This window comes from Ruegeria sp. HKCCD6426, assembly GCF_057221115.1.
In genome coordinates this window covers 25322-48026 of record NZ_JBWVBF010000003.1, presented here as the reverse complement: position 1 = coordinate 48026, position 22705 = coordinate 25322, and the positions used below count along the sequence as shown (strand labels likewise).

Annotated in this window: 25 protein-coding genes; 17 read left to right on the top strand and 8 right to left on the bottom strand. The window is 56.5% G+C overall.

Annotation, left to right across the window (positions count from 1 at the left end; genetic code table 11):
* Window positions 1–15 precede the first annotated feature (15 nt).
* Genes AC2TDA_RS09065 through nthA form a run of 3 tightly spaced genes read right to left on the bottom strand, consistent with a single transcriptional unit; the run spans window position 16 to window position 1636 of the window.
* Window positions 16–351 (bottom strand): nitrile hydratase accessory protein, encoded by a 336-nt coding sequence (locus AC2TDA_RS09065; RefSeq protein ID WP_480879009.1) that lies wholly within the window; start codon window positions 349–351, stop codon window positions 16–18.
* The gene (nthB, locus tag AC2TDA_RS09060) at window positions 348–1025 is read right to left on the bottom strand and encodes a nitrile hydratase subunit beta (RefSeq protein ID WP_480879008.1); all 678 of its coding nucleotides are present in this window, start codon (window positions 1023–1025) and stop codon (window positions 348–350) included. Before nthB ends, AC2TDA_RS09065 begins: the two co-directional genes overlap by 4 nt.
* On the bottom strand, window positions 1022–1636 hold the full coding sequence (gene nthA / locus AC2TDA_RS09055; RefSeq protein WP_480879007.1) for a nitrile hydratase subunit alpha: 615 nt from the start codon (window positions 1634–1636) through the stop codon (window positions 1022–1024). Before nthA ends, nthB begins: the two co-directional genes overlap by 4 nt.
* A gap of 150 nt (window positions 1637–1786) precedes the next feature.
* Here nthA and secG point away from each other — a divergent pair, with 150 nt between their 5' ends.
* The 11 genes from secG to AC2TDA_RS09000 all read left to right on the top strand — a co-directional run bounded on the left by secG (window position 1787) and on the right by AC2TDA_RS09000 (window position 10361).
* Window positions 1787–2152: a preprotein translocase subunit SecG gene (gene secG / locus AC2TDA_RS09050; RefSeq protein ID WP_480846188.1), complete on the top strand. Its 366-nt coding sequence runs from the start codon at window positions 1787–1789 to the stop codon at window positions 2150–2152.
* Window positions 2153–2312: 160 nt separating this feature from the next.
* On the top strand, window positions 2313–3956 hold the full coding sequence (gene pyrG / locus AC2TDA_RS09045) for a CTP synthase (RefSeq protein ID WP_480846189.1): 1644 nt from the start codon (window positions 2313–2315) through the stop codon (window positions 3954–3956).
* 105 nt (window positions 3957–4061) lie between these two features.
* On the top strand, window positions 4062–4838 hold the full coding sequence (locus AC2TDA_RS09040) for an isocitrate lyase/PEP mutase family protein (RefSeq protein ID WP_480879006.1): 777 nt from the start codon (window positions 4062–4064) through the stop codon (window positions 4836–4838).
* A gap of 68 nt (window positions 4839–4906) precedes the next feature.
* Window positions 4907–5200 carry a DUF1330 domain-containing protein gene (locus tag AC2TDA_RS09035; protein WP_480879005.1) on the top strand — a complete coding sequence of 98 codons (294 nt, stop codon included), beginning with the start codon at window positions 4907–4909 and terminating at the stop codon, window positions 5198–5200.
* Window positions 5201–5242: 42 nt separating this feature from the next.
* The gene (locus AC2TDA_RS09030; protein ID WP_480846194.1) at window positions 5243–5692 is read left to right on the top strand and encodes a tellurite resistance TerB family protein; all 450 of its coding nucleotides are present in this window, start codon (window positions 5243–5245) and stop codon (window positions 5690–5692) included.
* A 20-nt stretch (window positions 5693–5712) separates the two neighbouring features.
* Window positions 5713–6150, top strand: a complete 438-nt coding sequence (locus AC2TDA_RS09025; RefSeq protein WP_480846195.1) for a tellurite resistance TerB family protein — start codon at window positions 5713–5715, stop codon at window positions 6148–6150.
* Window positions 6147–6899 (top strand): phosphate/phosphite/phosphonate ABC transporter substrate-binding protein, encoded by a 753-nt coding sequence (locus tag AC2TDA_RS09020; RefSeq protein ID WP_480879004.1) that lies wholly within the window; start codon window positions 6147–6149, stop codon window positions 6897–6899. The genes AC2TDA_RS09025 and AC2TDA_RS09020 overlap by 4 nt, the downstream gene beginning before the upstream one ends.
* A gap of 128 nt (window positions 6900–7027) precedes the next feature.
* Window positions 7028–7804, top strand: a complete 777-nt coding sequence (locus AC2TDA_RS09015) for an ABC transporter ATP-binding protein (RefSeq protein WP_480879003.1) — start codon at window positions 7028–7030, stop codon at window positions 7802–7804.
* A gap of 32 nt (window positions 7805–7836) precedes the next feature.
* Window positions 7837–8586 (top strand): transporter substrate-binding domain-containing protein, encoded by a 750-nt coding sequence (locus AC2TDA_RS09010; protein ID WP_480846197.1) that lies wholly within the window; start codon window positions 7837–7839, stop codon window positions 8584–8586.
* Between the two features lie 84 nt (window positions 8587–8670).
* Complete coding sequence (locus tag AC2TDA_RS09005) at window positions 8671–9558, top strand: ABC transporter permease (RefSeq protein ID WP_480846199.1); 888 nt, start codon at window positions 8671–8673, stop codon at window positions 9556–9558.
* A complete protein-coding gene (locus tag AC2TDA_RS09000; RefSeq protein WP_480846201.1) occupies window positions 9555–10361 on the top strand; it encodes an ABC transporter permease in 807 nt (268 codons plus the stop codon). Before AC2TDA_RS09005 ends, AC2TDA_RS09000 begins: the two co-directional genes overlap by 4 nt.
* Window positions 10362–10384: 23 nt before the next feature.
* On the opposite strand, the gene AC2TDA_RS08995 is transcribed toward AC2TDA_RS09000, so the two are convergent.
* Window positions 10385–11194, bottom strand: a complete 810-nt coding sequence (locus AC2TDA_RS08995) for a M90 family metallopeptidase (RefSeq protein WP_480879002.1) — start codon at window positions 11192–11194, stop codon at window positions 10385–10387.
* 224 nt (window positions 11195–11418) lie between these two features.
* Here AC2TDA_RS08995 and AC2TDA_RS08990 point away from each other — a divergent pair, with 224 nt between their 5' ends.
* The 5 genes from AC2TDA_RS08990 (at window position 11419) to AC2TDA_RS08970 (ending at window position 17476) form a co-directional block, all read left to right on the top strand.
* Window positions 11419–12738, top strand: coding sequence for a glutamine synthetase family protein (locus tag AC2TDA_RS08990; RefSeq protein WP_480879001.1), 1320 nt, complete (start codon window positions 11419–11421; stop codon window positions 12736–12738).
* A gap of 58 nt (window positions 12739–12796) precedes the next feature.
* Entirely contained in the window at window positions 12797–13477 is a 681-nt protein-coding gene (locus AC2TDA_RS08985; RefSeq protein WP_480879000.1) for a type 1 glutamine amidotransferase, read from the top strand.
* The gene (locus AC2TDA_RS08980) at window positions 13477–14835 is read left to right on the top strand and encodes a glutamine synthetase family protein (protein ID WP_480846205.1); all 1359 of its coding nucleotides are present in this window, start codon (window positions 13477–13479) and stop codon (window positions 14833–14835) included. The genes AC2TDA_RS08985 and AC2TDA_RS08980 overlap by 1 nt, the downstream gene beginning before the upstream one ends.
* A 3-nt stretch (window positions 14836–14838) precedes the next feature.
* Window positions 14839–16149 carry an NAD(P)/FAD-dependent oxidoreductase gene (locus tag AC2TDA_RS08975; protein ID WP_480878999.1) on the top strand — a complete coding sequence of 437 codons (1311 nt, stop codon included), beginning with the start codon at window positions 14839–14841 and terminating at the stop codon, window positions 16147–16149.
* A 112-nt stretch (window positions 16150–16261) separates the two neighbouring features.
* Window positions 16262–17476, top strand: a complete 1215-nt coding sequence (locus AC2TDA_RS08970; RefSeq protein WP_480846207.1) for a DegT/DnrJ/EryC1/StrS family aminotransferase — start codon at window positions 16262–16264, stop codon at window positions 17474–17476.
* A gap of 3 nt (window positions 17477–17479) precedes the next feature.
* Here the strand turns inward: AC2TDA_RS08970 and AC2TDA_RS08965 are convergent, their stop codons facing one another.
* The 4 genes from AC2TDA_RS08965 to AC2TDA_RS08950 form a co-directional block, all read right to left on the bottom strand.
* Entirely contained in the window at window positions 17480–18238 is a 759-nt protein-coding gene (locus AC2TDA_RS08965) for a trypsin-like serine peptidase (protein ID WP_480878998.1), read from the bottom strand.
* A gap of 7 nt (window positions 18239–18245) precedes the next feature.
* A complete protein-coding gene (phaR, locus tag AC2TDA_RS08960) occupies window positions 18246–18800 on the bottom strand; it encodes a polyhydroxyalkanoate synthesis repressor PhaR (protein WP_480846209.1) in 555 nt (184 codons plus the stop codon).
* A gap of 135 nt (window positions 18801–18935) precedes the next feature.
* Window positions 18936–19382: a phasin family protein gene (locus AC2TDA_RS08955; RefSeq protein ID WP_480846211.1), complete on the bottom strand. Its 447-nt coding sequence runs from the start codon at window positions 19380–19382 to the stop codon at window positions 18936–18938.
* 131 nt (window positions 19383–19513) lie between these two features.
* Window positions 19514–21316: a PHA/PHB synthase family protein gene (locus AC2TDA_RS08950; RefSeq protein ID WP_480878997.1), complete on the bottom strand. Its 1803-nt coding sequence runs from the start codon at window positions 21314–21316 to the stop codon at window positions 19514–19516.
* Window positions 21317–21428: 112 nt separating this feature from the next.
* Here AC2TDA_RS08950 and phaZ point away from each other — a divergent pair, with 112 nt between their 5' ends.
* On the top strand, window positions 21429–22700 hold the full coding sequence (gene phaZ, locus AC2TDA_RS08945; protein WP_480846213.1) for a polyhydroxyalkanoate depolymerase: 1272 nt from the start codon (window positions 21429–21431) through the stop codon (window positions 22698–22700).
* Window positions 22701–22705 lie beyond the last annotated feature (5 nt).

Sequence of the window (22705 nt, the reverse complement as noted above, 5' to 3'; positions counted from 1 at the left end):
GACCAGTTCCGGAGCTTACTTGCCTGTCAATCGCACTGGTTCGCCATGTGGTGTCGCCAAATACGCGTCCTCCCACGCATCGCGCAGCGCATTTACATCGTCGGCAGCGGCCGCCCCCTGCTCGGCAAGCAATACCTCGAGCGTTTCCAGCCAAGCGTAAAAATAATCGTCGCCACCGTTCAACTCACGGTTCAATCCGTGTCGCTTCAGAGTATCGGAGAACTGCGCCGCCCAATCCGGCCACGCAAACCGTCCGGCCTCATTCAGCGCTACAGTCACGGCAAAAACCTGTGCGTGCCAAGGTTCGGCAAAGACCGGCTCGGGCGCGGAAAAAGTGATGCAATCGCTCATGCGGGCTCCAGATATGATTGCCACAGATCCAGCACCACCTGGTCTTTTGGATGTTCCGGTGCTGTCCAAAGTTCGGACGCCGGAAAGGCTACGGCATACAGCGGCTCTGGCGCTTCACCCAATCCATGCGCGTTGGAATCTGGTAGAACATGGGTACCGTGCAGCTTAAGAATGCGCCCTCTGGCACCGGCAGCATAAATAGGCAACCTGGTGTGCCCCCCATCAACAAGACGATTTGCTGCAGGGTGCGCTGTGCGGACTTCTTGCCCGATCTCAAATTTTGTGGCGACTTTCGAGGGACGGTCCGCAGGGCCGCCTTTGGCCAAAGCAGGCGCAACGGCTTCGGCTTTGAGCATACGATCTGCAAGCGGGTGGGCTTCGTCCGCCCCTGGTCCACTTAGGTCATCCGAAGTCAGGACACCCTTTTCGACTAGTTTATCCACAAGTGCAGCAATCCAAATCTCATAATAGGAAAATCGGGTGTAATCTTGTGGCGACAGGCACTCGCGCGCGTGCCGCATTTCGTCAATATTCCACCGCCCAATTGGATCAGACGCCAACTTTACCGCCAGGGCACGCGCATGCCAGTCCTCGGCAAAAACCGGATCGCCTTCAGATTCGGGGTGAATCGGGCCGTCGCCGAAACGACCTCCCATGTCATGTACGCGGGTCATGCCGGCACTCTGGGCAAACCCATCCCGATCATGCTGTCACGAGTAACCAACGCGGTGAGTTCATCCTCACTCAATCCATCCGCCCCCTTAGGGCGCATTGGCAAGACCAGATAGCGTATTTCGGCGGTCGAATCCCAAACCCTAACCGCAGTCGCCTCGGGCAAGGTTACGCCAAACTCTGCCAACACTTTACGAGGTTCGCGCACGGCGCGGGCGCGGTAGGCGTCGGACTTGTACCAACCGGGCGGTATGCCCAACAGTGGCCATGGGTAACAGCTGCATAGCGTACAAACGACCATGTTGTGCCGCTCTGGGGTGTTTTCGACCACGACCATATGCTCACCCTGGCGACCGTAGTAGCCGAGCTCGGCCACAACCGGCGTTGCATCTTCCAGCAACGCCTGCTTGAACTCAGGATTCGACCACGCTTTGGCGACAACGCGCGCGCCGTTCTGCGGGCCAATCTTGTTTTGATAGGTGTCGATGATCTCATCCAGTGCCGCCGGATCGATCAAACCCTTGCGGGTCAGAATCGTCTCGAGCGCTTTGACACGAAGCGCGGGTTCAGGTGGCAACAGGGCGTGCGGGTGGTCGTGATCGTCATGAGGCATGGGCGTAGCCTGCGCCACCGATCGGCCACCTGTCCAGTCCCGTTGCCGTGATCTGAATTATCACCGTTCATGATGCCAACTCCTCCCTTGCCCCCGATGGCAAACTTGCATAAGTACCACGCGATACACGCCACGCTGTACAGGAACACCATGGAAAACGTCGTTCTCATCATCCACCTCCTCCTGGCCCTGGGCCTGATTGCCGTTGTGCTGATGCAGCGGTCCGAAGGCGGTGGCCTGGGTATGGGTGGTGGCGGCGGTGGCGCCATGACCGGCCGCGCAGCAGCGACCGCTCTGGGCAAGCTGACATGGATCCTTGCCGCGTGCTTTATCGTGACATCAATCACACTGACGATTCTGGCAGCCCAGAAGTCTTCGGGCAGCTCGGTTATCGACCGGTTGGGTGTTCCAGCCCCGGCCTCAACTGAGGAAAGCACACCGGCGGTTCCGTCCACGGATGACCTGCTGCCGCCGGCACAGGGCGACAATGCGCCGCTGATTCCGCAGGCCGACTGATCTACAAAACCTAGAAACCTGAAAGAGAACGGCAACAGCATCTTGCGGTTCTCTTGCGCATTTGGCGCGAATCCTTTATACGTGAAGTCCCGTGGTGCAGCGGTTTTTTCAAGCCGCCGGGCAGCTGATAATGTCGTCTCACGGGAGCAGCCGAAAAAACATGGCGCGTTTTATTTTCATCACTGGTGGTGTGGTTTCGTCCTTGGGCAAAGGACTGGCTTCGGCGGCTCTGGGCGCCTTGTTGCAGGCCCGCGGATACTCTGTGCGCTTGCGCAAACTGGACCCCTACTTGAACGTCGATCCCGGCACGATGTCGCCGTTTGAACATGGCGAAGTTTTTGTAACCGATGACGGGGCCGAGACCGATCTGGACCTTGGTCACTACGAGCGATTTACCGGTGTAGCAGCGCGCAAAACTGACTCGGTCAGCTCGGGCCGGATCTACTCCAACGTACTCGAGAAAGAGCGTCGTGGCGACTATCTGGGCAAAACCATTCAGGTGATCCCGCACGTCACCAACGAGATCAAGGATTTCATCGCTATTGGTGAGGATGAGGTCGATTTCATGCTGTGTGAAATCGGCGGCACCGTGGGCGATATCGAGGGCCTGCCCTTTTTCGAGGCCATCCGCCAATTCAGCCAGGACAAACCACGCGGTCAGTGCCTGTTCATGCACCTGACTCTGCTGCCCTACATCAAAGCCTCGGGCGAGTTGAAAACCAAACCGACACAGCACTCAGTGAAAGAACTACGCTCGATCGGTCTGGCGCCAGACATTCTGGTCTGCCGGTCAGAAGGTCCGATTCCAACCAAGGAACGTGAGAAACTGGCGCTGTTCTGTAACGTGCGCCCGGATTCGGTGATTGCCGCACAGGACCTTTCAACCATCTACGACGCTCCGTTGGCCTATCACCGCGAAGGTTTGGATCAGGCAGTATTGGACGCGTTCCAGATCAGCCCTGCACCCAAGCCGGATCTGACCAAATGGGAAGATGTCAGCGACCGTATCCACAACGCCGAAGGCGAGGTGAAAGTCGCTATCGTCGGTAAATACACCCAACTGGAAGACGCCTATAAGTCCATAGCCGAGGCGCTGACCCACGGCGGCATGGCCAACCGGGTCCGGGTCAAGATCGAATGGGTCGATGCCGAGGTCTTCGATACCGAAGACGCTGCTCCGTATCTTGAAGGGTTCCATGCGATCCTCGTGCCTGGTGGGTTTGGAGAGCGCGGCACCGAAGGCAAGATCAAAGCAGCGCAATACGCCCGCGAGCACAAAGTGCCTTATCTGGGCATCTGTCTCGGCATGCAGATGGCCGTGATTGAAGCCGCCCGGAATGCAGCGGGCATCAAGGAAGCCGGATCGGAGGAATTCGACCACGAGTCCGGTAAAAAACGTTTTGAACCAGTTGTTTATCACCTGAAAGAGTGGGTGCAGGGCAACCACAAGGTCGAGCGCAAGGTGGGTGATGACAAAGGCGGCACCATGCGATTGGGCGCGTATAACGCCGTTTTGGCCGAAGGTTCGAAGGTGGCCGCGGTTTATGGCGGCACCCAGATCGAGGAGCGCCACCGCCACCGCTATGAGGTGGACATCAAATACCGCGAGAAGCTGGAAAAAGCGGGCTTGAACTTCTCGGGCATGTCACCTGATGGTCGCTTGCCGGAAATCGTCGAATGGTCGGATCACCCGTGGTTTATTGGTGTTCAGTACCACCCGGAACTGAAGTCCAAACCTTTTGAGCCACATCCCCTGTTCCGCGAGTTCGTACGTGCCGCGAAAGACACCTCGCGACTGGTCTGATCGGCCCGAAAGGTCACCGCAACGTGACGGCTGTTGTCAAAATAACTATACGCAGCGGCCCGTTACACGGTTAACTGTCAGCAAACAGCTGACAGGAGACCGGCCATGACAGATCAGAACACCCAAGCGGAAGCCTTCACCGCCCTGCACAAGAAGGGCGCCCCTGTCATCCTTTTCAACATCTGGGACGCCGGAAGCGCCGCCGCTGTGCGCGACGCCGGAGCCAAGGCAATCGCAACCGGTAGTGCTCCGGTCGCCATGGCGCAGGGGTTCGCTGACGGGCAGAACGTTCCGCTGGAAACAGCGCTGGACAATGCACGCCGGATTGTCGATGCAGTTGACCTGCCGGTGACGTTGGATTTCGAAGGAGCTTACGCAGAAGACGCATTGGGTATTGCGGCAAATGTTCAACGTGCTCTTGAAACTGGTGTAATCGGGTTCAATTTCGAAGATCAAATCGTTGGAACCAAAGAGCTTTATGACATCGAAACCCAAGCCGCCCGAGTCGGCGCAATGCGTGAAGGGTGTGATGCAGCTGGAATCTCTGCCTTCATCAACGCGCGAACCGACATTTTCCTCAAGGCGCATCCCGATACCCACAACGAAGCGATGCTGGACGCTGCTGTCGCGCGCGCCAAAGCCTACGCCGAAGCTGGTGCCAGCGGCTTTTTCGCCCCCGGCCTGAAAGACGAAGCACTGATAGCGAGCTTGTGCGATGCGACCGAACTGCCCGTGAACATTATCGCATTGCCGGGCACACCGGACACACCGACCCTAGCCAATCTCGGCGTGGCGCGCATCAGCTATGGCCCCGTACCCTATCGGCAGATGATTGCGTGGTTGCAGGACAAGGCACGCGAAGCCCTGCTTCCGCCAACCTGAACACCGATAGGGGATTGCATTTGATCGGTTTCCTCCGCAACTTGCCTGAAATTGCTGGAGGATGCCACTTGGCCAAAGGATACTGGGTTGCCCATGTCGACGTAGACGACATGGAGACATACAAAAACTACATCGCCGCAAATGCCGCGCCGTTCGCTGAATACGGTGCAAAGTTCCTGGTGCGCGGAGGTGAACGCACCTCCAAAGAGGGCAAGGCTCGCGCACGTACGGTCGTGATTGAATTCCCAAGCTACGAACAGGCTCTGGCTTGCTATGAAAGTGACGGCTATCAACGGGCAAAAGCTCTGCGTGATCCGGTATCGACTGGCGATCTGGTGATTATTCAGGGCTATGACGGGTAGTCCCCGCTTGGCCGGTCATAAAATATGGAATAACGTAGCCCTATGTTAAAAAAGCTCTTTCAGGCCTTCCGCCCACCTCAGCAGACCACCCTGCCCGACCCGGACGCCGAGCTGGCCCTGGGTGCCCTGATGGTGCGCGTGGCAAAGGCGGATCGAGACTACAAGCTTGAAGAAATCAGCCTGATAGACCGCATTCTTGCCCGCCTTTATCAGCACAATGCGATCGAGGCCGCCAAAGTGCGCGCCACCTGCGAAAAACTGCACGCCGCCGCCCCCGAGACCGACACGTTCGGCAAACTGATCCGCGAAACCACCGACCTGAAGGAGCGCCTGGCTGCACTGGACGCTTTGTGGGAGGTTGTTCTGGCCGATGGAAACTCGGACGAGGGCGAGATCAAGATCGTAGAAGAGGCGCGTGCGGCAATGGGCCTTAGCTTCAATGACAGCAAAGCCTCTCGCGAACGGGTGCAAAGCCGCTTGGAAGCCAGCTAGGCAGCGTCTATATCTTGCTCATGTTTAAGGATTTCCTGTCCCGGCTTACTCAGCCGCAGCCCGACCCGCTTGTCGAAGACGACGCCCGCTTGGCCCTGACTGCCCTGCTGGTACGCATTGCGCGATCCGACAATGACTATGCCGATACCGAAATGGCCCGGATCGATCGGATATCAACCCAACGCTATGGGCTGTCTCCATTCGAAGCCGCCGCACTTCGCGCCCGCGCCGAGGATCTGGAGGCCGAGGCCCCCGATACTGTCCGTTTCACACGCGCCATCAAAGAAGCTATCGCCTATGACGACCGCCTGGCCGTGGTGCAGGCGATGTGGTCGGTCGCTTTAGCCGATGGCCAACGCACCGGTGAGGAGGATTCGTTGCTGCGACTGGTAGTCAGCCTGTTGGGCGTCAGCGATGTGGATTCGGCTCTGGCCCGGCAGAAGGCCGAAAAACCGTGACGGCGATGCTGGGCATGTACGACATGCCCGCCCTTCAAGCAGCCAATGACAGCTTTTGGGCGCTGATTCGGAAACATGTTGGACACGGTCCGGCAACTCTGACTCGCGATGCAGACGTTTGGGACGTCTGGCTTGATACCAATCTGACATTTGCCCAAACCTGCGGCATGCCTTACCGAACCCGCCTGCACGGCAAGGTACAACTAGTGGGTACCCCCGATTACGGCCTGCCCGATTGTCCGCCCGGATACTACCGTTCGATCTTCGTCGCCCGGGAGGATGATCTACGCGAACTGGATCAGCTTGCAAACGGAACTTTTGCCTATAACGAAGCCCTGTCGCAATCCGGCTGGGCTGCACCAATGGTGCATCTAAGCAAGCTCAGCCAGGTCCCAGTATCCTTTCTCGAATCTGGGGGGCATGCACTATCTGCGCAGGCCGTGGCAGATGGGCGCGCCGATTATGCATCTTTGGACGCACTGACCTGGGAATTGCTCAAGGAACACACCGATCTTGGCTTGGCATTGCGCGAAGTCGCCGTAACTTCCCCCACACCTGCTCTGCCTTACATCACTGCAAATGGACAAGACGCGCGCAACCTCGCCCACGCCGTTCGCGCGGCAATAGCTGAGCTCAGTTCTGCAGAGCGTGAATTGCTGCATCTGCGTGGCCTGATCGACATACCAGCAGAGCTTTACCTGGCGGTCCCCAATCCGCCCGCACCAGAAGCCATCCTGCGCAATCCCTGACCGATTTGACCAAAACCTCTGGTCGATTTGGAGGTTTCAGGTCCGGAACGTGTCATTTGCGCATTGCATTGGACGATTTTTTCAGCCCTAGTACCGCACCAACACAACTAACAAAGCCTGGATCGCCCGTGACAGAGACCGCCCCCGTAATCGAGATCAAGAACCTGCACAAAAGCTTCGGAAATCTCGAGGTATTGAAAGGGGTGGACATAACAGCACATCGTGGCGACGTCGTTTCGCTGATCGGATCATCCGGTTCTGGAAAATCCACCCTTCTGCGTTGCTGCAACTTGTTGGAAGACAGTCAGGAAGGCGAGATCCTGTTCAAGGGCGAACCTGTGCGCTGGACCGGCAGTCATCACCATCGCCGCCCAGCTGATGCAAAACAGGTACTGCGAATTCGCACCAATCTGTCGATGGTGTTCCAGCAGTTTAACCTATGGGCCCATTTGACGATCCTTCAAAACGTGATGGAAGCTCCGGTTACCGTTTTGGGCCGCGATCGGGCCGAGACCGAAGACAGCGCCCGCAAATACCTTGAGAAGGTCGGCATCGGTGACAAATGCGACGCCTACCCGGCCCAATTGTCCGGGGGCCAGCAACAACGCGCCGCGATTGCCCGCGGCCTATGCATGGAGCCCGAGGCGCTATTATTCGACGAACCCACTTCGGCGCTTGATCCCGAGCTGGAACAGGAAGTGATCAAGGTGATCAAGGATCTGGCCGCCGAGGGTCGCACCATGATTATCGTGACCCATGACATGAAAATGGCGGCTGACATCTCGAGCCACGTTGTTTTCCTGCATCAGGGCCTGATCGAAGAAGAAGGCACGCCAGAAGATATTTTCACCACCCCTGAATCCAAGCGGCTTCAGGGCTTTCTATCCGCCACACAGGCGGCATAACCTACGGACAGAACCAATAAGGGGAGTAACCAATGAAAAACCTGATTCTGACCACCGCAGCACTGGCGTTGACCGCCGGTGTGGCAATGGCTGACACCGTTCGCATGGGCACAGAGGGCGCTTACCCTCCGTATAATTTCATCAACGACGCGGGTAAAATCGATGGGTTCGAGCGTGAAGTGGGCGACGAGCTGTGCAAACGCGCCGGGCTGGAATGCGAATGGGTCAAGAACGACTGGGATTCGATCATCCCGAACCTGGTCTCGGGCAACTACGACACCATCATCGCCGGTATGTCGATCACCGACGAACGTGACGAAGTCATCGACTTCACTCAGGACTACTACCCACCGACCGCGTCAGCCTACGTCGCAGTCACGGAAGGCGTTGATGTGACAGGTGGTATCGTTGCGGCGCAAACCGCGACCATTCAGGCCGGTCATGTTGCTGAATCCGGCGCTACCCTGGTTGAATTCGCTACACCGGAAGAAACCATTGCAGCCGTCCGCAACGGCGAAGCCGACGCCGTTCTGGCCGATCGGGACTATCTGGTTCCTCTTGTCGAGGAATCGGGTGGCGAGCTGGTTTTTGTTGGCGACCCGGTCCCGCTGGGCGGTGGTATCGGAATGGGCCTACGCGAAAGCGATGGCGACTTGCGCGGCAAGTTTGACGCTGGGATCACCTCAATGAAAGAGGATGGCACGCTGAACGAGATGCTGATCAAGTGGTTCGGTGAGGGCACCGCCACCTATGGCACCGACGGTTCGGTTGTAACCAACTAAGCACTCCGTCCAAAGGTCCGGCGCCGTTTGTGCGCCGGACCAACCCCCGGCCAAACACCGGGCCTGACGTTCGAAAGACGCCTCATGTTTTCCTACTGCGCTGATCCCGACATTTTGGGCACGTTCCGCTGGTTTTCCTGCTACCTGACCAACGGCGTCCACTGGTCGTTCTACCTGTCGTTCGTCAAGGTTCTCGCTCTGCTGGCCGTTACCGCACCAGTTGCACTTAGCTTTGGGTTCACCGGCGCGATGGCCGCGCGGTCGCATTTCCCACCGCTCAGCTGGCTGGGCAAAGGTTACATCGCCATCGTTCGCGGCGTGCCCGATATCGCCTTCTTCCTGTTTTTTGTAATCGCGCTTGATCAGGCATTTGAATGGACGCGACACAAAGTTCTATGTCCCGAATGGACTGACCCGATCCGGCAGGGCAACGACTTCCTTGTCTGTCAGGCCGCCAAATTGCCACTGAGAACCGCCCCGGAATGGGTTCACGAGACTTATGGCTTCCTCCTTGCCGTAATCACCTTTTCGATCGTTTTCGGAGCTTTCGCTGCGAACGTTCTTTTTGGTGGCATGCGGGCCGTACCCCATGCCCAGCTGGAGACTGCCGAGGCCTATGGCATGACTCGCCGCCAAACTTTTTGGCGCATCCTTGTGCCGCAGATGTGGGTCTACGCCCTGCCCGGTCTCAGCAATCTGTGGATGGTGCTAATCAAAGCCACACCGTTGCTATTCCTGCTGGGGATCGAAGATATCGTCTACTGGGCTCGCGAGCTCGGCGGCACTAAGACGTCCAAATTTACCCAATACCCGCACGGTGACTGGCGTATGTGGTACTTTCTGTTTCTCCTGATCTTTTATCTCGGCATGACCCGCGTGTCTGAGATCGGGTTAGAGAAACTGATGCGCCGCTTGTCCCACGGGCAGGCCACATCCGGTGGCGAGCTGCTGCGCAAGGAGACAACGGCATGAGCTGCTTGCAAACCATCCAGGATTACGGCCTGCGCTCGATTGGACTTGGTGAGCGTTTGCTTCCTAGGACCGATTTCACCTTGTGCGAACAGTTCACTCTGATCGGCTCGGGCATGATCTGGAACATCTATTTTGGTGTAATGGCACTGGCGACGGGGTTCTTTCTGGCCACCGCTGTGGCACTTGGCAAAGCGTCCAGCAACAAATGGCTGCGCAAACCCGCCGAGTGGTTCATCTTTATCTTCCGAGGTTCTCCTCTCTTTATTCAGTTTTTCTTCGCCTATTTCTTCTTCCTGTCGCTGAAGAAATCCTACCCGATGTTCGACGCCCTCACGTCTGCTTGGTTGGGTGCACTGATCGTTCTGTTCTTGAACACGGCCGCGTATACGGGCGAAATCTTCTATGGCGCTCTGCGCTCGATCCCCAAAGGTGATATTGAAGCGGCGGATGCCTACGGTATGTCCGGCTGGTCGCGCTTCCGTCGGATCATCTGGCCTACAACGCTGCGGCTAGCCTGGCCTGCCTATACCAACGAGGCCATCTTTCTGTTCCAATCCACGACGCTGGTTTTTTTCTCGGCGTTCCCGGCCTGGCAGCAACGCGGCGACGCGCTGTATTACGCCAGCTATTTCGCGGATAAGACGTTCAATCCTTTCATCCCCTACCCGATCCTGGCGTTCTATTTCATCCTGCTGACGTTGGTTATCGTCGGCGGTTTCGGACTGATCAACAAACGTCTGAACCGACACCTGCCCGCAGAGCGGAAAGCCAAGATGCGGTTCCGGTTAAATCTGGCGCGCTAAGGGACTGGCCTCGCACCGACCCCCTATTGCCAAGTAGCGGGGTCCAGTTGAAACAGTTGGGACAGCTGAGCATAAACATCAGGGACCTCGCGTTTCAGTGCGTGAGGTCTTTCAAAGAAAACCTCGACTGAAACTGCAAAGAACTCTTCGTGGCCAACCGCTCCATAGGGGTCGATGACCGTGTGCCGCCCGCTTTCGACCGCGTGAACGTGTGTCTCATAGGCCTTCAGGAAGACGCGTTCCCACTCGGCAAAGCTCTGGCCTTCACTCAGGACAGGCACACCGTTGGTGCCGCCCGACAAATCGTCAATCTGATGCGCAAACTCATGGAACACCACATTGTGCCCATCGTGGTCATCCAGCGCACCGTGGTTGCTGTGAGCCCATGAAAGGATGACTGGGCCGCGATCCCAGCTTTCTCCGGTGCGCACGATTTCCTTTTCCGTAACAACGAAGCCGGAGTGTTTCTGTTGCTTTGACTTGAAGGCATTTGGGTAGATCAGGACCGTCGTCAGGTTGTCGTACCAAAGGTCGCTGTTTACCACGAGCAAACAGGCCTGCGCGGCAATGGACAGCTCCATGTCCTCAGTTACCTCCAACCCGTCGCAACCAAGGAACTCCACCTGATTCAGAAACAGGTTCACTTTGCCATCCAGTTTGCCGCGCAAGTCCGATGGCAACCGTTGAACGATGGGCACCCGACGCTCAACGATGCCGCGTTGATGCTCGGAAAGCGGTGTGGAAAGCAACGTAGTGCGCATTTGTCTCTTCGACCAATAGCGATAGCCCAAAATGCCAATGGTCAGAAGAATAAGTGTAAACAACAGTGTCATCAGCAAACACTATAAGGATCACGCCACGGGGTACAATTGGCGACACATCATCCCTAAATCGACTAGCACGATTGGAGACAATCGGGGCCAGGTGACGCACCAATTGAACATTGCGCTAAATCCTGTTGCCGTTTTCAAACCCGCTTCCAAAAATTTGATCAAATTTAGTGACATTACGGAGAACGTCCTTTAAACCTTCAGGGACAAGATAAACGGAGCCCCAAATGGACCTGAGCGCCCTGCACACTTTTCGCGTCGCAGCCTGTGACCTGAATGGTCAGATGCGCGGCAAGCGCGTGCCGCCCTCATATGCCGCAAAGCTGGACAAGGGCGCTGTACGAATGCCGTTCTCAGCGCTCAATGTCGATCTTTGGGGCGCGGACATAGATGGCAGCCCGCTGGTTTTCGAGAGCGGTGATGCCGATGGTGTCTTGCGCCCGACCGAACGTGGGCCGGTGCCAATGCCCTGGCTGAGCACACCAACCGCGCTGGTGCCGATGTGCCTTTATGACGACAACGATACGCCATTTGACGGTGACCCGCGCCATGCACTAACCGCTGTGCTGGATCGATATGCACAACGCGGCTGGACTGTCATCGCGGCAACCGAATTGGAGTTCACCTTACTGGACGCATCCGGCGCGCAACCTCGGCCTCCGCTAAACCCGGTTACAGGACGGCGCCTGAAGGACGAATCGGTTTTGTCGATGGCAGAAATGGACGCATTTGATGCGTTCTTCACTGATCTCTATGACGGCTGCACCGCGATGGGAATCCCGGCCCAGACCGCCATTTCCGAAAGCGGAATCGGCCAGTTCGAGATCAACCTGAACCACCAGGACGCCATGCGTTGCGCTGATGATACGTGGCTTTTCAAGGCGCTGACACGCGGCCTGGCGCGGAAACACGGGTTTTCTGCGACTTTCATGGCAAAGCCTTACAAGGACGATGCCGGCAACGGTATGCACGTGCATTTCTCTGTCGTCGATGCGCAAGGTCGCAACGTCTTTGATGACGGTGGACCCGAAGGTACTGATACCTTGCGCTCTGCCGTCGCAGGTTGTCTTGCAGGGATGTCCGGAAGTACGCTTATTTTCGCGCCGCACGGCAATTCATTTACCCGCCTAGTGCCCGGTGCTCATGCCCCGACAGGGGCCAGCTGGGCTTACGAAAACCGGACTGCCGCCATTCGAATCCCTGGTGGCGCCCCGGCAGCGCGCCGGATCGAGCATCGTGTGGCCGGAGGAGACATCAACCCCTATCTGATGCTGGCCGCCGTGTTGGGCGCGGCTCTGGTCGGTGTTGAAGACAACCTAAAACCCCCTGCTCCAATCAATGGCAATGCCTATGAGATCGACGGCCTCCCGCAACTGGCATCGGACTGGCCTTTGGCCATCGCAGCATGGGAGGCCGATCCGGTGGTTGCACGCATCTTTCCTGCCGAATTGATCCGCAATCTGGCGATGACTAAGCGGCAGGAAATGGCTCGGTTTTCGGATCAGCCGTCAGACGAACACTGGCTCAGCTATCTCGAGGCGGTATGACCCCCTTGCCCGACGTGCTGCTGTAGGCTAAAAGAAATTTGATCAAATTTGGTGACCTATGAAAATCGGTATCCTCCTGACCGGCCATCCCCCTGACGAATTGCATGATCAATTCGGCGAGTATGACGGCATGTTTCGTACTCTGATGAACGGAAACAATTTTGAATACGAAACCTTCGCAGTCGTTGACAATCAGTTCCCCACGGACGCTGATCAGGCTGATGGCTGGATTATCACCGGGTCGCGCCACGGCGCGTATGAGGATCACCCGTGGATCCCTCCGTTGGAGGATTTGATCCGCTCGATCCGAGACAGCGGTAATCCCCTGATCGGTGTGTGCTTTGGCCATCAGATCATCGCACAAGCTCTTGGTGGCACGGTTGAGAAATTTCAGGACGGTTGGGCTGTCGGGCGCACCGAATATGATTTTGGCGGTGAAACGGTCACGCTGAACGCATGGCATCAGGATCAGGTCACTCGCTTACCTGATGGCGCACGTGTCCTGGGGACCAATGACTTCTGCAAGAACGCAATGCTGGCCTATGGTGACACGATCTGGACCGTACAGGCGCATCCTGAATATGGCGACGACTTTATTCGAGGATTGATCCAGACCCGCGGCAAAGGCGTCGTACCAGACGATCTGCTGCAAGATGCCGTAAACCGCCAGCCTGGACGCAACGACAACCCTGCGATCGGGCGATACATGGCCGAATTCCTAAAGAAAGTGAGGGCCTGATGGCCAACTGGATAGACGAACTGCCCGAAGCGGCCCGCAGCTATATCGAGGGACAACGGCTGGATGAAGTCGAGTGCATTATCGCTGACTTGCCCGGAATCGCGCGCGGCAAGGCCGTTCCCGCTTCGAAATTCGCGCGGCAATCCTACTTTCACCTGCCTGACAGCATCTTCTACCAGACCATTACAGGCGATTGGGGCGAAGCCGCGGGGGACGATGGGTTCATCGAACGCGACATGATCCTGAAACCGGATTTCTCGACCGCCTCGGCCGCCCCGTGGACTGGAGACTGGACTTTGCAGGTCATCCACGACGCTTATGACCGCGACGGCGAACCTATTCCCTTCAGCCCACGCAACGTATTGAAGCGCGTCGTTCAGCTTTATCACGACAAAGGTTGGAAACCAGTCGTAGCGCCCGAGATGGAGTTCTTTCTGGTTGCCCCAAATGTCGACCCGGCGCAGGGCATCAAACCAATGATGGGCCGATCGGGCCGCCCGGCCGCAGCACGTCAGGCCTATTCAATGACGGCAGTGGATGAGTTCGGCCCGGTTATCGACGACATCTATGATTTCGCCGAGCATCAAGGGTTCGAGATCGACGGTATCACGCAGGAAGGTGGCGCCGGTCAGTTGGAAATCAACCTGCGTCATGGCAACCCGGTCAAGCTGGCCGACGAGGTGTTCTATTTCAAACGCCTGATCCGCGAGGCCGCCCTGCGCCACAACTGTTTTGCTACCTTCATGGCCAAACCGATCGCGGATGAACCAGGCTCGGCCATGCACATCCATCACTCGATCACGGATCTGGAAACCGGTCAGAACATCTTTTCCGGCCCTCAGGGCGGGGAAACCGACGCGTTCTACAATTTCATTGCGGGGCTTCAGAACCATTTGCCCGCCGGGCTGGCCGTTATGGCGCCCTATGTGAATTCCTACCGGCGCTACGTCAAAGACCATGCAGCACCGATCAATCTGGAATGGGCGCGCGACAATCGAACCACTGGCATTCGGGTGCCCTTGTCCGGCGCCGAAAGCCGCCGGGTCGAAAACCGTATCGCCGGTATGGATTGTAACCCATACCTGGGCATCGCGGTTTCTCTGGCCTGCGGGTATTTGGGGCTGGTCAATCAAGAACGCCCGCGCCGACAGTTCTATGGCGATGCCTATGACGGGGACGGCGATATCCCTCAGGTCATGGGTGAAGCGCTGGATCTGTTCGATGAGGCAGAGGCCTTGCACGAGGTGCTGGGACCGGATTTTGCACGTGTCTACAGCATCGTAAAACGCGCAGAATACGAGGAGTTTCTACAGGTGATCTCGCCATGGGAACGCGAGCATCTGCTGATGAACGTCTGAATCATGGGCCTGAACTTACTCTATTCCAACGACCGCAAATCGGAATATCCGCCAAGTTGGTATACGGCGACGGCGCTCCCGACGGAACGGTCACCGGCGCTATCTGGCGTCACCAAAGCGGATGTCTGTGTCGTCGGGGGTGGATACACGGGGCTGTCAGCTGCGCTGCATCTGGCCGAGGCCGGATTCGACGTGGTTTTGCTCGAAGCACATCGCGTCGGTTTCGGTGCGTCTGGTCGTAACGGTGGGCAGTTGGGCAGCGCTCAGCGTATGGATCAGGAAGATTTGGAACGTTTGGTTGGCGATTCCGACGCTGCCAAACTGTGGCAACTGGCTGAAGGCGCCAAAGACCTTGTCAAATCGCTGGTCTCAAAACACCAGATCGACTGTGATCTGAAGCCTGGAATCGCCACCTTGAGCCTGAGCGCATCCGAATGCGATGACTTGCATAACCATGCGGCACATCTGTCAACTAAGTATGGGTATGACCGGATCGAGCTGTTGAATGAAGATGCAGGTCACGCCCTTTGCCCTTCGCCTGCGTACAAGGGTGGCTACCTGGACATGGGAGCCGCGCACCTTCACCCGCTGAACTTTTCGCTGGGTCTCGCCCAAGCGGCTATCAAGGCGGGGGTACGAATCCACGAAAGTACTGAGGTTCTGAAGATTGAAGAGGGCCAGCGCGCTACCGTGAACACGGCGAACGGGAAAGTCGCTGCGGATCACGTCATATTGGCCTGCAACGGTTACCTAGGGGATTTGAACCGCAAGGTCGCGTCGCGGGTGATGCCGATCAACAACTTCATTGCAGCGACTGAGCCACTTGGAGCCGAGGCTCAAAAGGTTCTGACGCGCGACGTTGCAGTGGCCGATACGAAGTTCGTCGTGAATTACTTTAGGCTCAGCGCAGATGGTCGCCTGCTTTTCGGAGGCGGCGAAAACTATGGCTATCGTTTCCCCACTGATATTGCGGCAACGGTCCGCAAACCCATGACCGAGATCTTTCCGCATCTGCGCGATGTCCGGATTGACTATGCCTGGGGCGGCACGCTTGCCATCACCATGCGCCGAATGCCTTATCTTGCACGGGTGGCACCGAACATCCTGTCCGCTTCCGGCTATTCGGGCCACGGTGTCGGTACAGCCACCCATGCGGGCCAATTGATGGCCATGGCCATTCAGGGTCAATCGGAAGGTTTTGACACAATGTCACGCGTACCCGCCTTGCCGTTTCCGGGCGGCCCATCTCTGCGCAGCCCGCTGCTGGTGTTGGCAATGACGTGGTATGCCCTCCGGGACCGGCTGGGGATCTGAAAACCCATACCGCGACAATTTGGTGAAATTCCGCCTAATGACGGAATGAGCTCTTGGTTTGCTGAATTCGTTACTTTATATTTCCGAATAGTAGAATTCGGGAAAACCAAATATGACGCTACCACCTAACGTTCATGATGCCGAACCCATCCCCGCAGCAGCAAGAGAAGCCATCGATGCCTTGATGCAATCTGGCGACCTGTTTCGTTACACGGCACCGCAGGACGCGCCTGTCACTCTGCTTGAGGCCGAGTTTGCCGAGCTTTTGGGCACAAAATATGCTTTGGCCGTATCGTCCTGTTCAGCTGCTCTATTCCTGTCACTAAAGGCGCTGGATCTGCCGCGCGACGCGCGGGTGCTGATCCCGGGCTTTACCTTTGCAGCGGTACCATCTTCGGTGGTGCATGCCGACTGCATCCCGGTTCTGTGCGAGGTCGGCGACAACTATCGCATCAACATGGTGGATTTCGCAGCGAAGCTGGACGACGTGCAGGCAGTGATCATCAGCCACATGCGCGGCCATACGTCAGACATGGACGCAATTATGGAACTGTGCGACGCGCGCGGAATCCCCGTGATTGAGGACGCGGCACATTCATTGGGCACCACGTGGCATGGCCGCAATATCGGAACCATTGGTAAGGTGGGCTGTTTCTCGTTCCAGTCTTACAAAATGATTAACGCGGGCGAAGGCGGCATCCTGATAACAGACGATGCCGATCTTGTCGCCCGTGCCGTCATAATGTCCGGCGCCTACGAGCATAACTGGAAGAAACACAAAGGCCCGCACGGCGACAACTCGCCCGAATTGGAACAAGCCTTTGCCCGCTGGCAGAACAAATTGCCTCTGTATAACCTGCGGATGAGCAACCTGAGCGCCGCTGTGATCCGGCCCCAGATTCCTGAATTGGCCCGCCGTGTACGCGATGGCTTGGACAATCACGATTATGTCGCAGGCCGTCTGAACACCTCGCCGTATATCGATGTCCCTGCCCCGCTGGCGCCGGAACGGCGTGCTCCGGATTCGATCCAGTTCAATTTGGTTGGCATGGACGAAGCTGAGACCCGCTCATTTGCCGAGGCCGCTGAGACCCGCGGCGTCAAGGTTCAGGTCTTCGGGTTAAGTACGGACAACGCCCGCGCGTTCTGGAACTGGCAATTCATGCCAGAGCAGGTCGACCTGCCCCAGACGCGTACAATGTTAATGAGGGCCTGCGACGTCCGGTTGCCTGTTCGTCTGACACGGGAAGAGCTGGACATGATCACCGACATTCTGCTTGCGTCAGTCGCGGATGTGATTGGTCCTGTGCCCGTATACGGTACCTGACTTTCAGTCAGCATTCAGTTCAAACAAGTCGACCGACAAAAACAATGCGTCAATCCCCTGCGGGGTTGGCGCGATGCGCGACAAGAGACCGGCCACCCCCAACCCGCTTTGGCTCTGCACAAGCAACGGAGCGCCAGAATCGCCCATCATCACGGGGCAGATTGCCTGCATCAGCGCTGTAGCTACAGGACGAGGCCGGCAAGTACCAGTTCGGCTCAAAACATGCGGGCGCAGACCAGAGTAACCCGCAACAAAACTCTCTTGCGCGACCGACACGGCTGGCAGATAGCCAACCGTTTGACCTATCGGATCAGACAGTTCCAAGATCGCCCAATCCAATTCAGCACGGTCGTTAAAAGACCCCTCTGAGCCCTGTTGCGATGCTATATTGTATTCTTTGACCGTTGAAAATGCTGCAACTTCTCCGCGCTGATAACCCGCTGCGAAACGAATGCTTTCAGCGGGAATCCACCGCTTACGGGCACTGTTGTAAAGGCAATGTGCGGCCGTCAGCACATGCGTTTCCGACACAAGCACGCCAGTACAGTGCGATCGCTGGTTAGTACTGGCAAAGTTGACACGGCCAATGGCGCGCCACGGCGCCTGCGACGCGTCGACGATCTCACGGGAGCGTATTTCATCGCACCCGGCATCGGCGTCTCTGCCCATGGTGCAGACAGGTTCCCAGGTTTCAGTGAACTTCCCTTGCGCCAGCGTGTCCCCAGCCCAAAGCAACGCTAAAAGCAAGGGCAGCACGCGCATGATGGGATTAGCTCAGCTTGGATAGTTTCTTTTGCAGCTCAGCAAGTTGTTTCTTGATGTCCGCCAAATCTTCCTTGGATTCGGACGCATCTTCCTGCTCGGCATCAGGGCCAGACCAGTTTCCGGATAGACCGCCCGTCATTGCCTTTAGAAACGCCTGTTGCTGCGCCTGCATCGCGTCAAACCCCGGAATCTGAGACATGGGGTTCATGGCATTCATGTTCTCCATCATCTTGCTCTGGCTTTCGCGCAACATCTCAAATGAGCTTTGCAGAAACTGCGGCATCATTCCCCCGCCAGGAATCATATAGCTGCGCACCAGGTCGTTCAGAACATTGACCGGCAGAACATTCTCACCCCGGCTTTCATGTTCGGCAATGATCTGCAGAAGGTACTGACGGGTCAGGTCATCACCCGTTTTCAGATCGATGATCTGAACTTCACGCCCATCGCGGATAAATCCCGCGATATCTTCCAGCGTGACATAGTCGCTGGTCTCGGTGTTATACAGCCGCCGGCTGGCGTAGCGTTTGATCAGAAGCGGTTTTTCTTGTTCCGGCACCGTTTGCCCTCCCCAAGGATGATGCGTTGCAGCAGAGATTATGCGAGTGCAGAACAAAAAGAAAGGGCAGGTCGAATGACCTGCCCAAAGCGATTGCACCAATTGGGAGGGATGGGTGCGTGTCGCCGTCTTAACTTACTTGGCAGTCGTTGCTTTCTTGGCAGCAGCGGTTACCTCGTTGGTGGCTTTCTTGACAGCAGCAGTTGCGTCTTCGGCAGCGTCTTTGCCAGCAGCCATCAGCAGCTCAACGGTTTCAGTCTGAACTTTTTTCGCGATTTCAGCGAAAGCCGCCATGTTTTCAGCAGCAACTTCAGCCGACGCGCTTGCGAAGTCGGTTGCAGCTTTGGCGTAGTCAGCAGGCTCTGCCTTTGCTTTCGACATCTCGGTCAGTTTGGCCAGGGTTTCCTTGGTCCATTTGTTCGAGATCTCGGCCGACTTAGTAGCAGCGTCCAGTGCAACACCCGACAGCTTTTCGTTCAGAGAAGCGGTCGATTTGAATGCATCTTCCAGAGCTGTTGTGTCAACCGGGAATGCGCCCATCATGTCTTTCATGACTGCGGTAAAGTCTTGGGTCTTTGCCATTGTTCTAATCCTCTTAGCCTGTCCGGGCCCACCCCGGGTTTCATCAGCTTGAGGGCAATATGATTTCTGCGACGCAGCATTTCAAGTATTTTCTTGCTGCATCGCAGAAAAAATTAAGTTTCAAAATGAAATCAACGACTTGCCTTTACCAATACATAAGTACCCGGAGCCGGGCACAAACGTGGATGGTTCGAATCGCCAGTATCACGAGCCGGCACTTGCTTGCCCGAACGCTTTTTCAGCCACGCTTCCCACATTGGCCACCAAGAGCCTTCGTGAAAGTCTGCTTCCTTTAGCCAAGTCTCGGCATCCGCCTTGAGATCCGGATTAGTATAATGGCCGTATTTCTTCTTGCTTGGCGGATTAACGATCCCGGCAATATGCCCGGATTCGGACACCACGAAAGTTTTGGATCGCGAGCCCATTTGTTGGACGCCACGATAACAATCCTTCCATGCCGCGATGTGATCAGTCTCGCAGGTGATGGCCATCAGAGGCACGTCCACGTCCGATATGCGCAGTTTGTGCCCCAACAACTCAAACCCATCCGTGACGAAATCGTTGCTCTGACACAATCCGCGCAGATACTGCATCGCCATGCGGCCCGGCAGGTTGGCGCCGTCCCCATTCCAGTACAGCAAATCAAATGCAGGTGGAGTTTCCCCCATCATGTAGCTGCGAATGGCGGGTGTGTAGATCAGATCCTTCGAGCGCAGGAACGACATGGTCCGGCCGATGATCCACGCTTTCAAAACACCGTCCCGGTCGACCTGCTGTTCGATACCGTCCACGAAATCGTTCTGCAGGAAAGGTGTGAATTCCCCCTGCTCGCCAAAATCCGTGAGCGTCGTAAAGAATGTGGCCGATTTAACCGACTTGTCGCCGCGCTGCTTCAGCAATGACAAAGTCAGGCTGAGCGTCGTACCGGCGATACAATATCCGACTGCGTTGACCTGCTTGACCTTGCAGATATTCTTGGCCTCCTCGATCGCCATTAAGAAACCTTCCTGAATATAGTCCTCCATACCGATATCGGCATGCGAGCTGTCCGCGTTCACCCAGCTGACAACAAACAGGGTATAGCCTTGTTCGGTCACCCATTTGATCAGGCTGTTCTGGGCCTTCAGGTCAAGGATGTAGAATTTGTTGATCCAAGGCGGGAAAAGCACGATCGGCGTTTCATGAACTGTTTCGGTCGCCGGTTTGTACTGGATCAGCTCCATCATGCGATTGCGATAGACGATGTCACCGGGAGTCGTGGCGATATTGCCCCCGATCTCAAAAGCGCTTTCGTCTGCCAGTTTGACCACCAGCTCGCCATCATTCGCTTCAAGGTCAGAAACAAGGTTTTCTAACCCCTGGATCAGCGACTGACCTTCGGTTTCAACTGCTTTTTCCAGCGCATCGGGATTGGTGGCCAGGAAATTTGTCGGCGCCATCATGTCGATGATCTGACGCGAGAAATAGCTGAGTCGCCGTTTGTCCTTTTCCTCCAAATCCTCGACCGAAGCGACCGCCTGTTCGATGGCTTCTGCGTTGGTCTGATATTGCTGACGGATAAAGCGAAAGTATGGGTTCGTGTCCCACATGGGGTTTGAAAACCGGCGGTCGGGCTTGCCCTCGCCTGTGTCCTCTATCTGGCCGGACGTCATCGCTTTTTGCGCCTCGGCAAAATTCAGAACCGATTTGCTCCAGTATTCAACCTGCTGTTCCAATAACTTGGCAGGATTCTGCCAAGCTTCGGCCCAGTAAGCAGTTGCTGCCCGTGCATAAAGCTCTTGATTCGGGCCGTCCAACGCGGAGGCATGCGGCGTTTTACTGGCCATTACCTCGATCAAACGTTTCGACAGATGTTCGACCTTTTCCATATTTTCTTTAAGGCGTTCAATATGTTCGTCGGTCATATCGGGCGTCTGATCTTCGCTAGTTGTCATTTTAACAATTCCCCCCTAACCTCGCTGCTATGCAGAATAACGTCGTGGGTGCTGGGGGGCAAAGCGACGAATGGTCCGAACTCTCAGGATGACACTCAGGAGGCCCCATTTCATGCGCTACATGATGACATACGACCTGATGGAAACAATGCGCAACACCAATCAATGGCTTGGTGCAACCGCAAGCGCGATGGCGTCTTACCCCCAGTTTTCGATGATCCCGAACCCAGCATTCAATTGGATGGCCGCATGGGGCGAAGTAACCGAGCGCACCTTCCAACGCATGGTCGTCAAGCCCGACTGGGGCATTCGCACTTTTACCTGCGAAGACGGCAAGGACCATCTGGTCGACATCACCACAGTCCTCGAGCGCCCTTTCGGCGACCTGATCCATTTCCGCATCAATGGGCGTGCAGAGCAGCCCCGAAAGGTGCTGTTGGTTGCACCGATGTCGGGTCACTATGCGACGCTGTTGCGCTCGACCGTCAAAAGCCTGCTGGTCAATTGCGAAGTTTATATCACCGACTGGCATAATGCGCGCGATATCCCTGTGTCCGAAGGTAAATTCGATGTTGAAGATTACACGCTCTACCTTGTCGATTTTATGAAGGAACTGGGCCCGGATACACATGTTGTGGCTGTCTGCCAGCCCGCGCCGCTGACGTTGGCCGCTACCGCATATCTGGCCGAGGTCGAGCCCAAGGCGCAACCCAGCACTCTGACCTTGATCGGCGGACCTGTAGATCCGGACGCAACCCCAACCGAGGTCACCGATTTCGGGCGGCGTGTTACGATGGGTCAGCTGGAAGAGACGATGATCCAACGTGTGGGATTCAAGTATAAGGGCGTGGGTCGCATGGTATATCCCGGCCTCTTGCAACTGGCATCTTTCATGTCAATGAATGGCGAACGCCACAGCAAAGCCTTCACGGACCAGATTCACCGCGTGATGCGTTTCGAAGCATCGGATCACGATGCACATAACCGGTTCTATGACGAATACTTGGCTGTCATGGACATGACGGCCGAATTCTATTTGTCTACGGTTGAGCGGGTATTCAAAAACCGTGAGATTGCGCGCAACGAGTTTGTCGTAGCAGGTCACAAGGTGGATATTGGCAAAATCACTGATGTGGCGGTCAAATCCGTCGAGGGCGCGAATGACGACATCTCGGCGCCAGGCCAGTGTATCGCCGCGCTGGATCTGTGCACCGGCCTGCCCGACAGCAAAAAAGCCAGCCATGTCGAACCGGGCGCAGGCCACTACGGTATCTTCGCCGGGCGTAGCTGGCGTGATAACATCCGCCCGCTTGTGATTGATTTCATGAACCAAAACAGCCGAAAGCCTCGCCCCAAAGCTGCCAACCGAAACAAGGTTGCCTGACGGGA

Bases quoted from the DNA above. Each gene is read 5' to 3' on its own strand.
- AC2TDA_RS08970 (WP_480846207.1), top strand. From the start codon at position 16,262: ATGACGCTACCACCTAACGTTCATGATGCCGAACCCATCCCCGCAGCA.
- AC2TDA_RS09010 (WP_480846197.1), top strand. From the start codon at position 7,837: ATGAAAAACCTGATTCTGACCACCGCAGCACTGGCGTTGACCGCCGGT.
- AC2TDA_RS09005 (WP_480846199.1), top strand. From the start codon at position 8,671: ATGTTTTCCTACTGCGCTGATCCCGACATTTTGGGCACGTTCCGCTGG.
- AC2TDA_RS08980 (WP_480846205.1), top strand. From the start codon at position 13,477: ATGGCCAACTGGATAGACGAACTGCCCGAAGCGGCCCGCAGCTATATC.
- nthA (WP_480879007.1), bottom strand. From the start codon at position 1,636: ATGCCTCATGACGATCACGACCACCCGCACGCCCTGTTGCCACCTGAA.
- AC2TDA_RS08955 (WP_480846211.1), bottom strand. From the start codon at position 19,382: ATGGCAAAGACCCAAGACTTTACCGCAGTCATGAAAGACATGATGGGC.
- nthB (WP_480879008.1), bottom strand. From the start codon at position 1,025: ATGACCCGCGTACATGACATGGGAGGTCGTTTCGGCGACGGCCCGATT.
- AC2TDA_RS08995 (WP_480879002.1), bottom strand. From the start codon at position 11,194: ATGACACTGTTGTTTACACTTATTCTTCTGACCATTGGCATTTTGGGC.
- AC2TDA_RS08990 (WP_480879001.1), top strand. From the start codon at position 11,419: ATGGACCTGAGCGCCCTGCACACTTTTCGCGTCGCAGCCTGTGACCTG.
- phaZ (WP_480846213.1), top strand. From the start codon at position 21,429: ATGCGCTACATGATGACATACGACCTGATGGAAACAATGCGCAACACC.
- AC2TDA_RS09025 (WP_480846195.1), top strand. From the start codon at position 5,713: ATGTTTAAGGATTTCCTGTCCCGGCTTACTCAGCCGCAGCCCGACCCG.
- AC2TDA_RS09065 (WP_480879009.1), bottom strand. From the start codon at position 351: ATGAGCGATTGCATCACTTTTTCCGCGCCCGAGCCGGTCTTTGCCGAA.
- AC2TDA_RS09000 (WP_480846201.1), top strand. From the start codon at position 9,555: ATGAGCTGCTTGCAAACCATCCAGGATTACGGCCTGCGCTCGATTGGA.
- AC2TDA_RS08950 (WP_480878997.1), bottom strand. From the start codon at position 21,316: ATGACAACTAGCGAAGATCAGACGCCCGATATGACCGACGAACATATT.
- AC2TDA_RS08985 (WP_480879000.1), top strand. From the start codon at position 12,797: ATGAAAATCGGTATCCTCCTGACCGGCCATCCCCCTGACGAATTGCAT.
- secG (WP_480846188.1), top strand. From the start codon at position 1,787: ATGGAAAACGTCGTTCTCATCATCCACCTCCTCCTGGCCCTGGGCCTG.
- AC2TDA_RS09040 (WP_480879006.1), top strand. From the start codon at position 4,062: ATGACAGATCAGAACACCCAAGCGGAAGCCTTCACCGCCCTGCACAAG.
- AC2TDA_RS09030 (WP_480846194.1), top strand. From the start codon at position 5,243: ATGTTAAAAAAGCTCTTTCAGGCCTTCCGCCCACCTCAGCAGACCACC.
- AC2TDA_RS08975 (WP_480878999.1), top strand. From the start codon at position 14,839: ATGGGCCTGAACTTACTCTATTCCAACGACCGCAAATCGGAATATCCG.
- AC2TDA_RS08965 (WP_480878998.1), bottom strand. From the start codon at position 18,238: ATGCGCGTGCTGCCCTTGCTTTTAGCGTTGCTTTGGGCTGGGGACACG.
- pyrG (WP_480846189.1), top strand. From the start codon at position 2,313: ATGGCGCGTTTTATTTTCATCACTGGTGGTGTGGTTTCGTCCTTGGGC.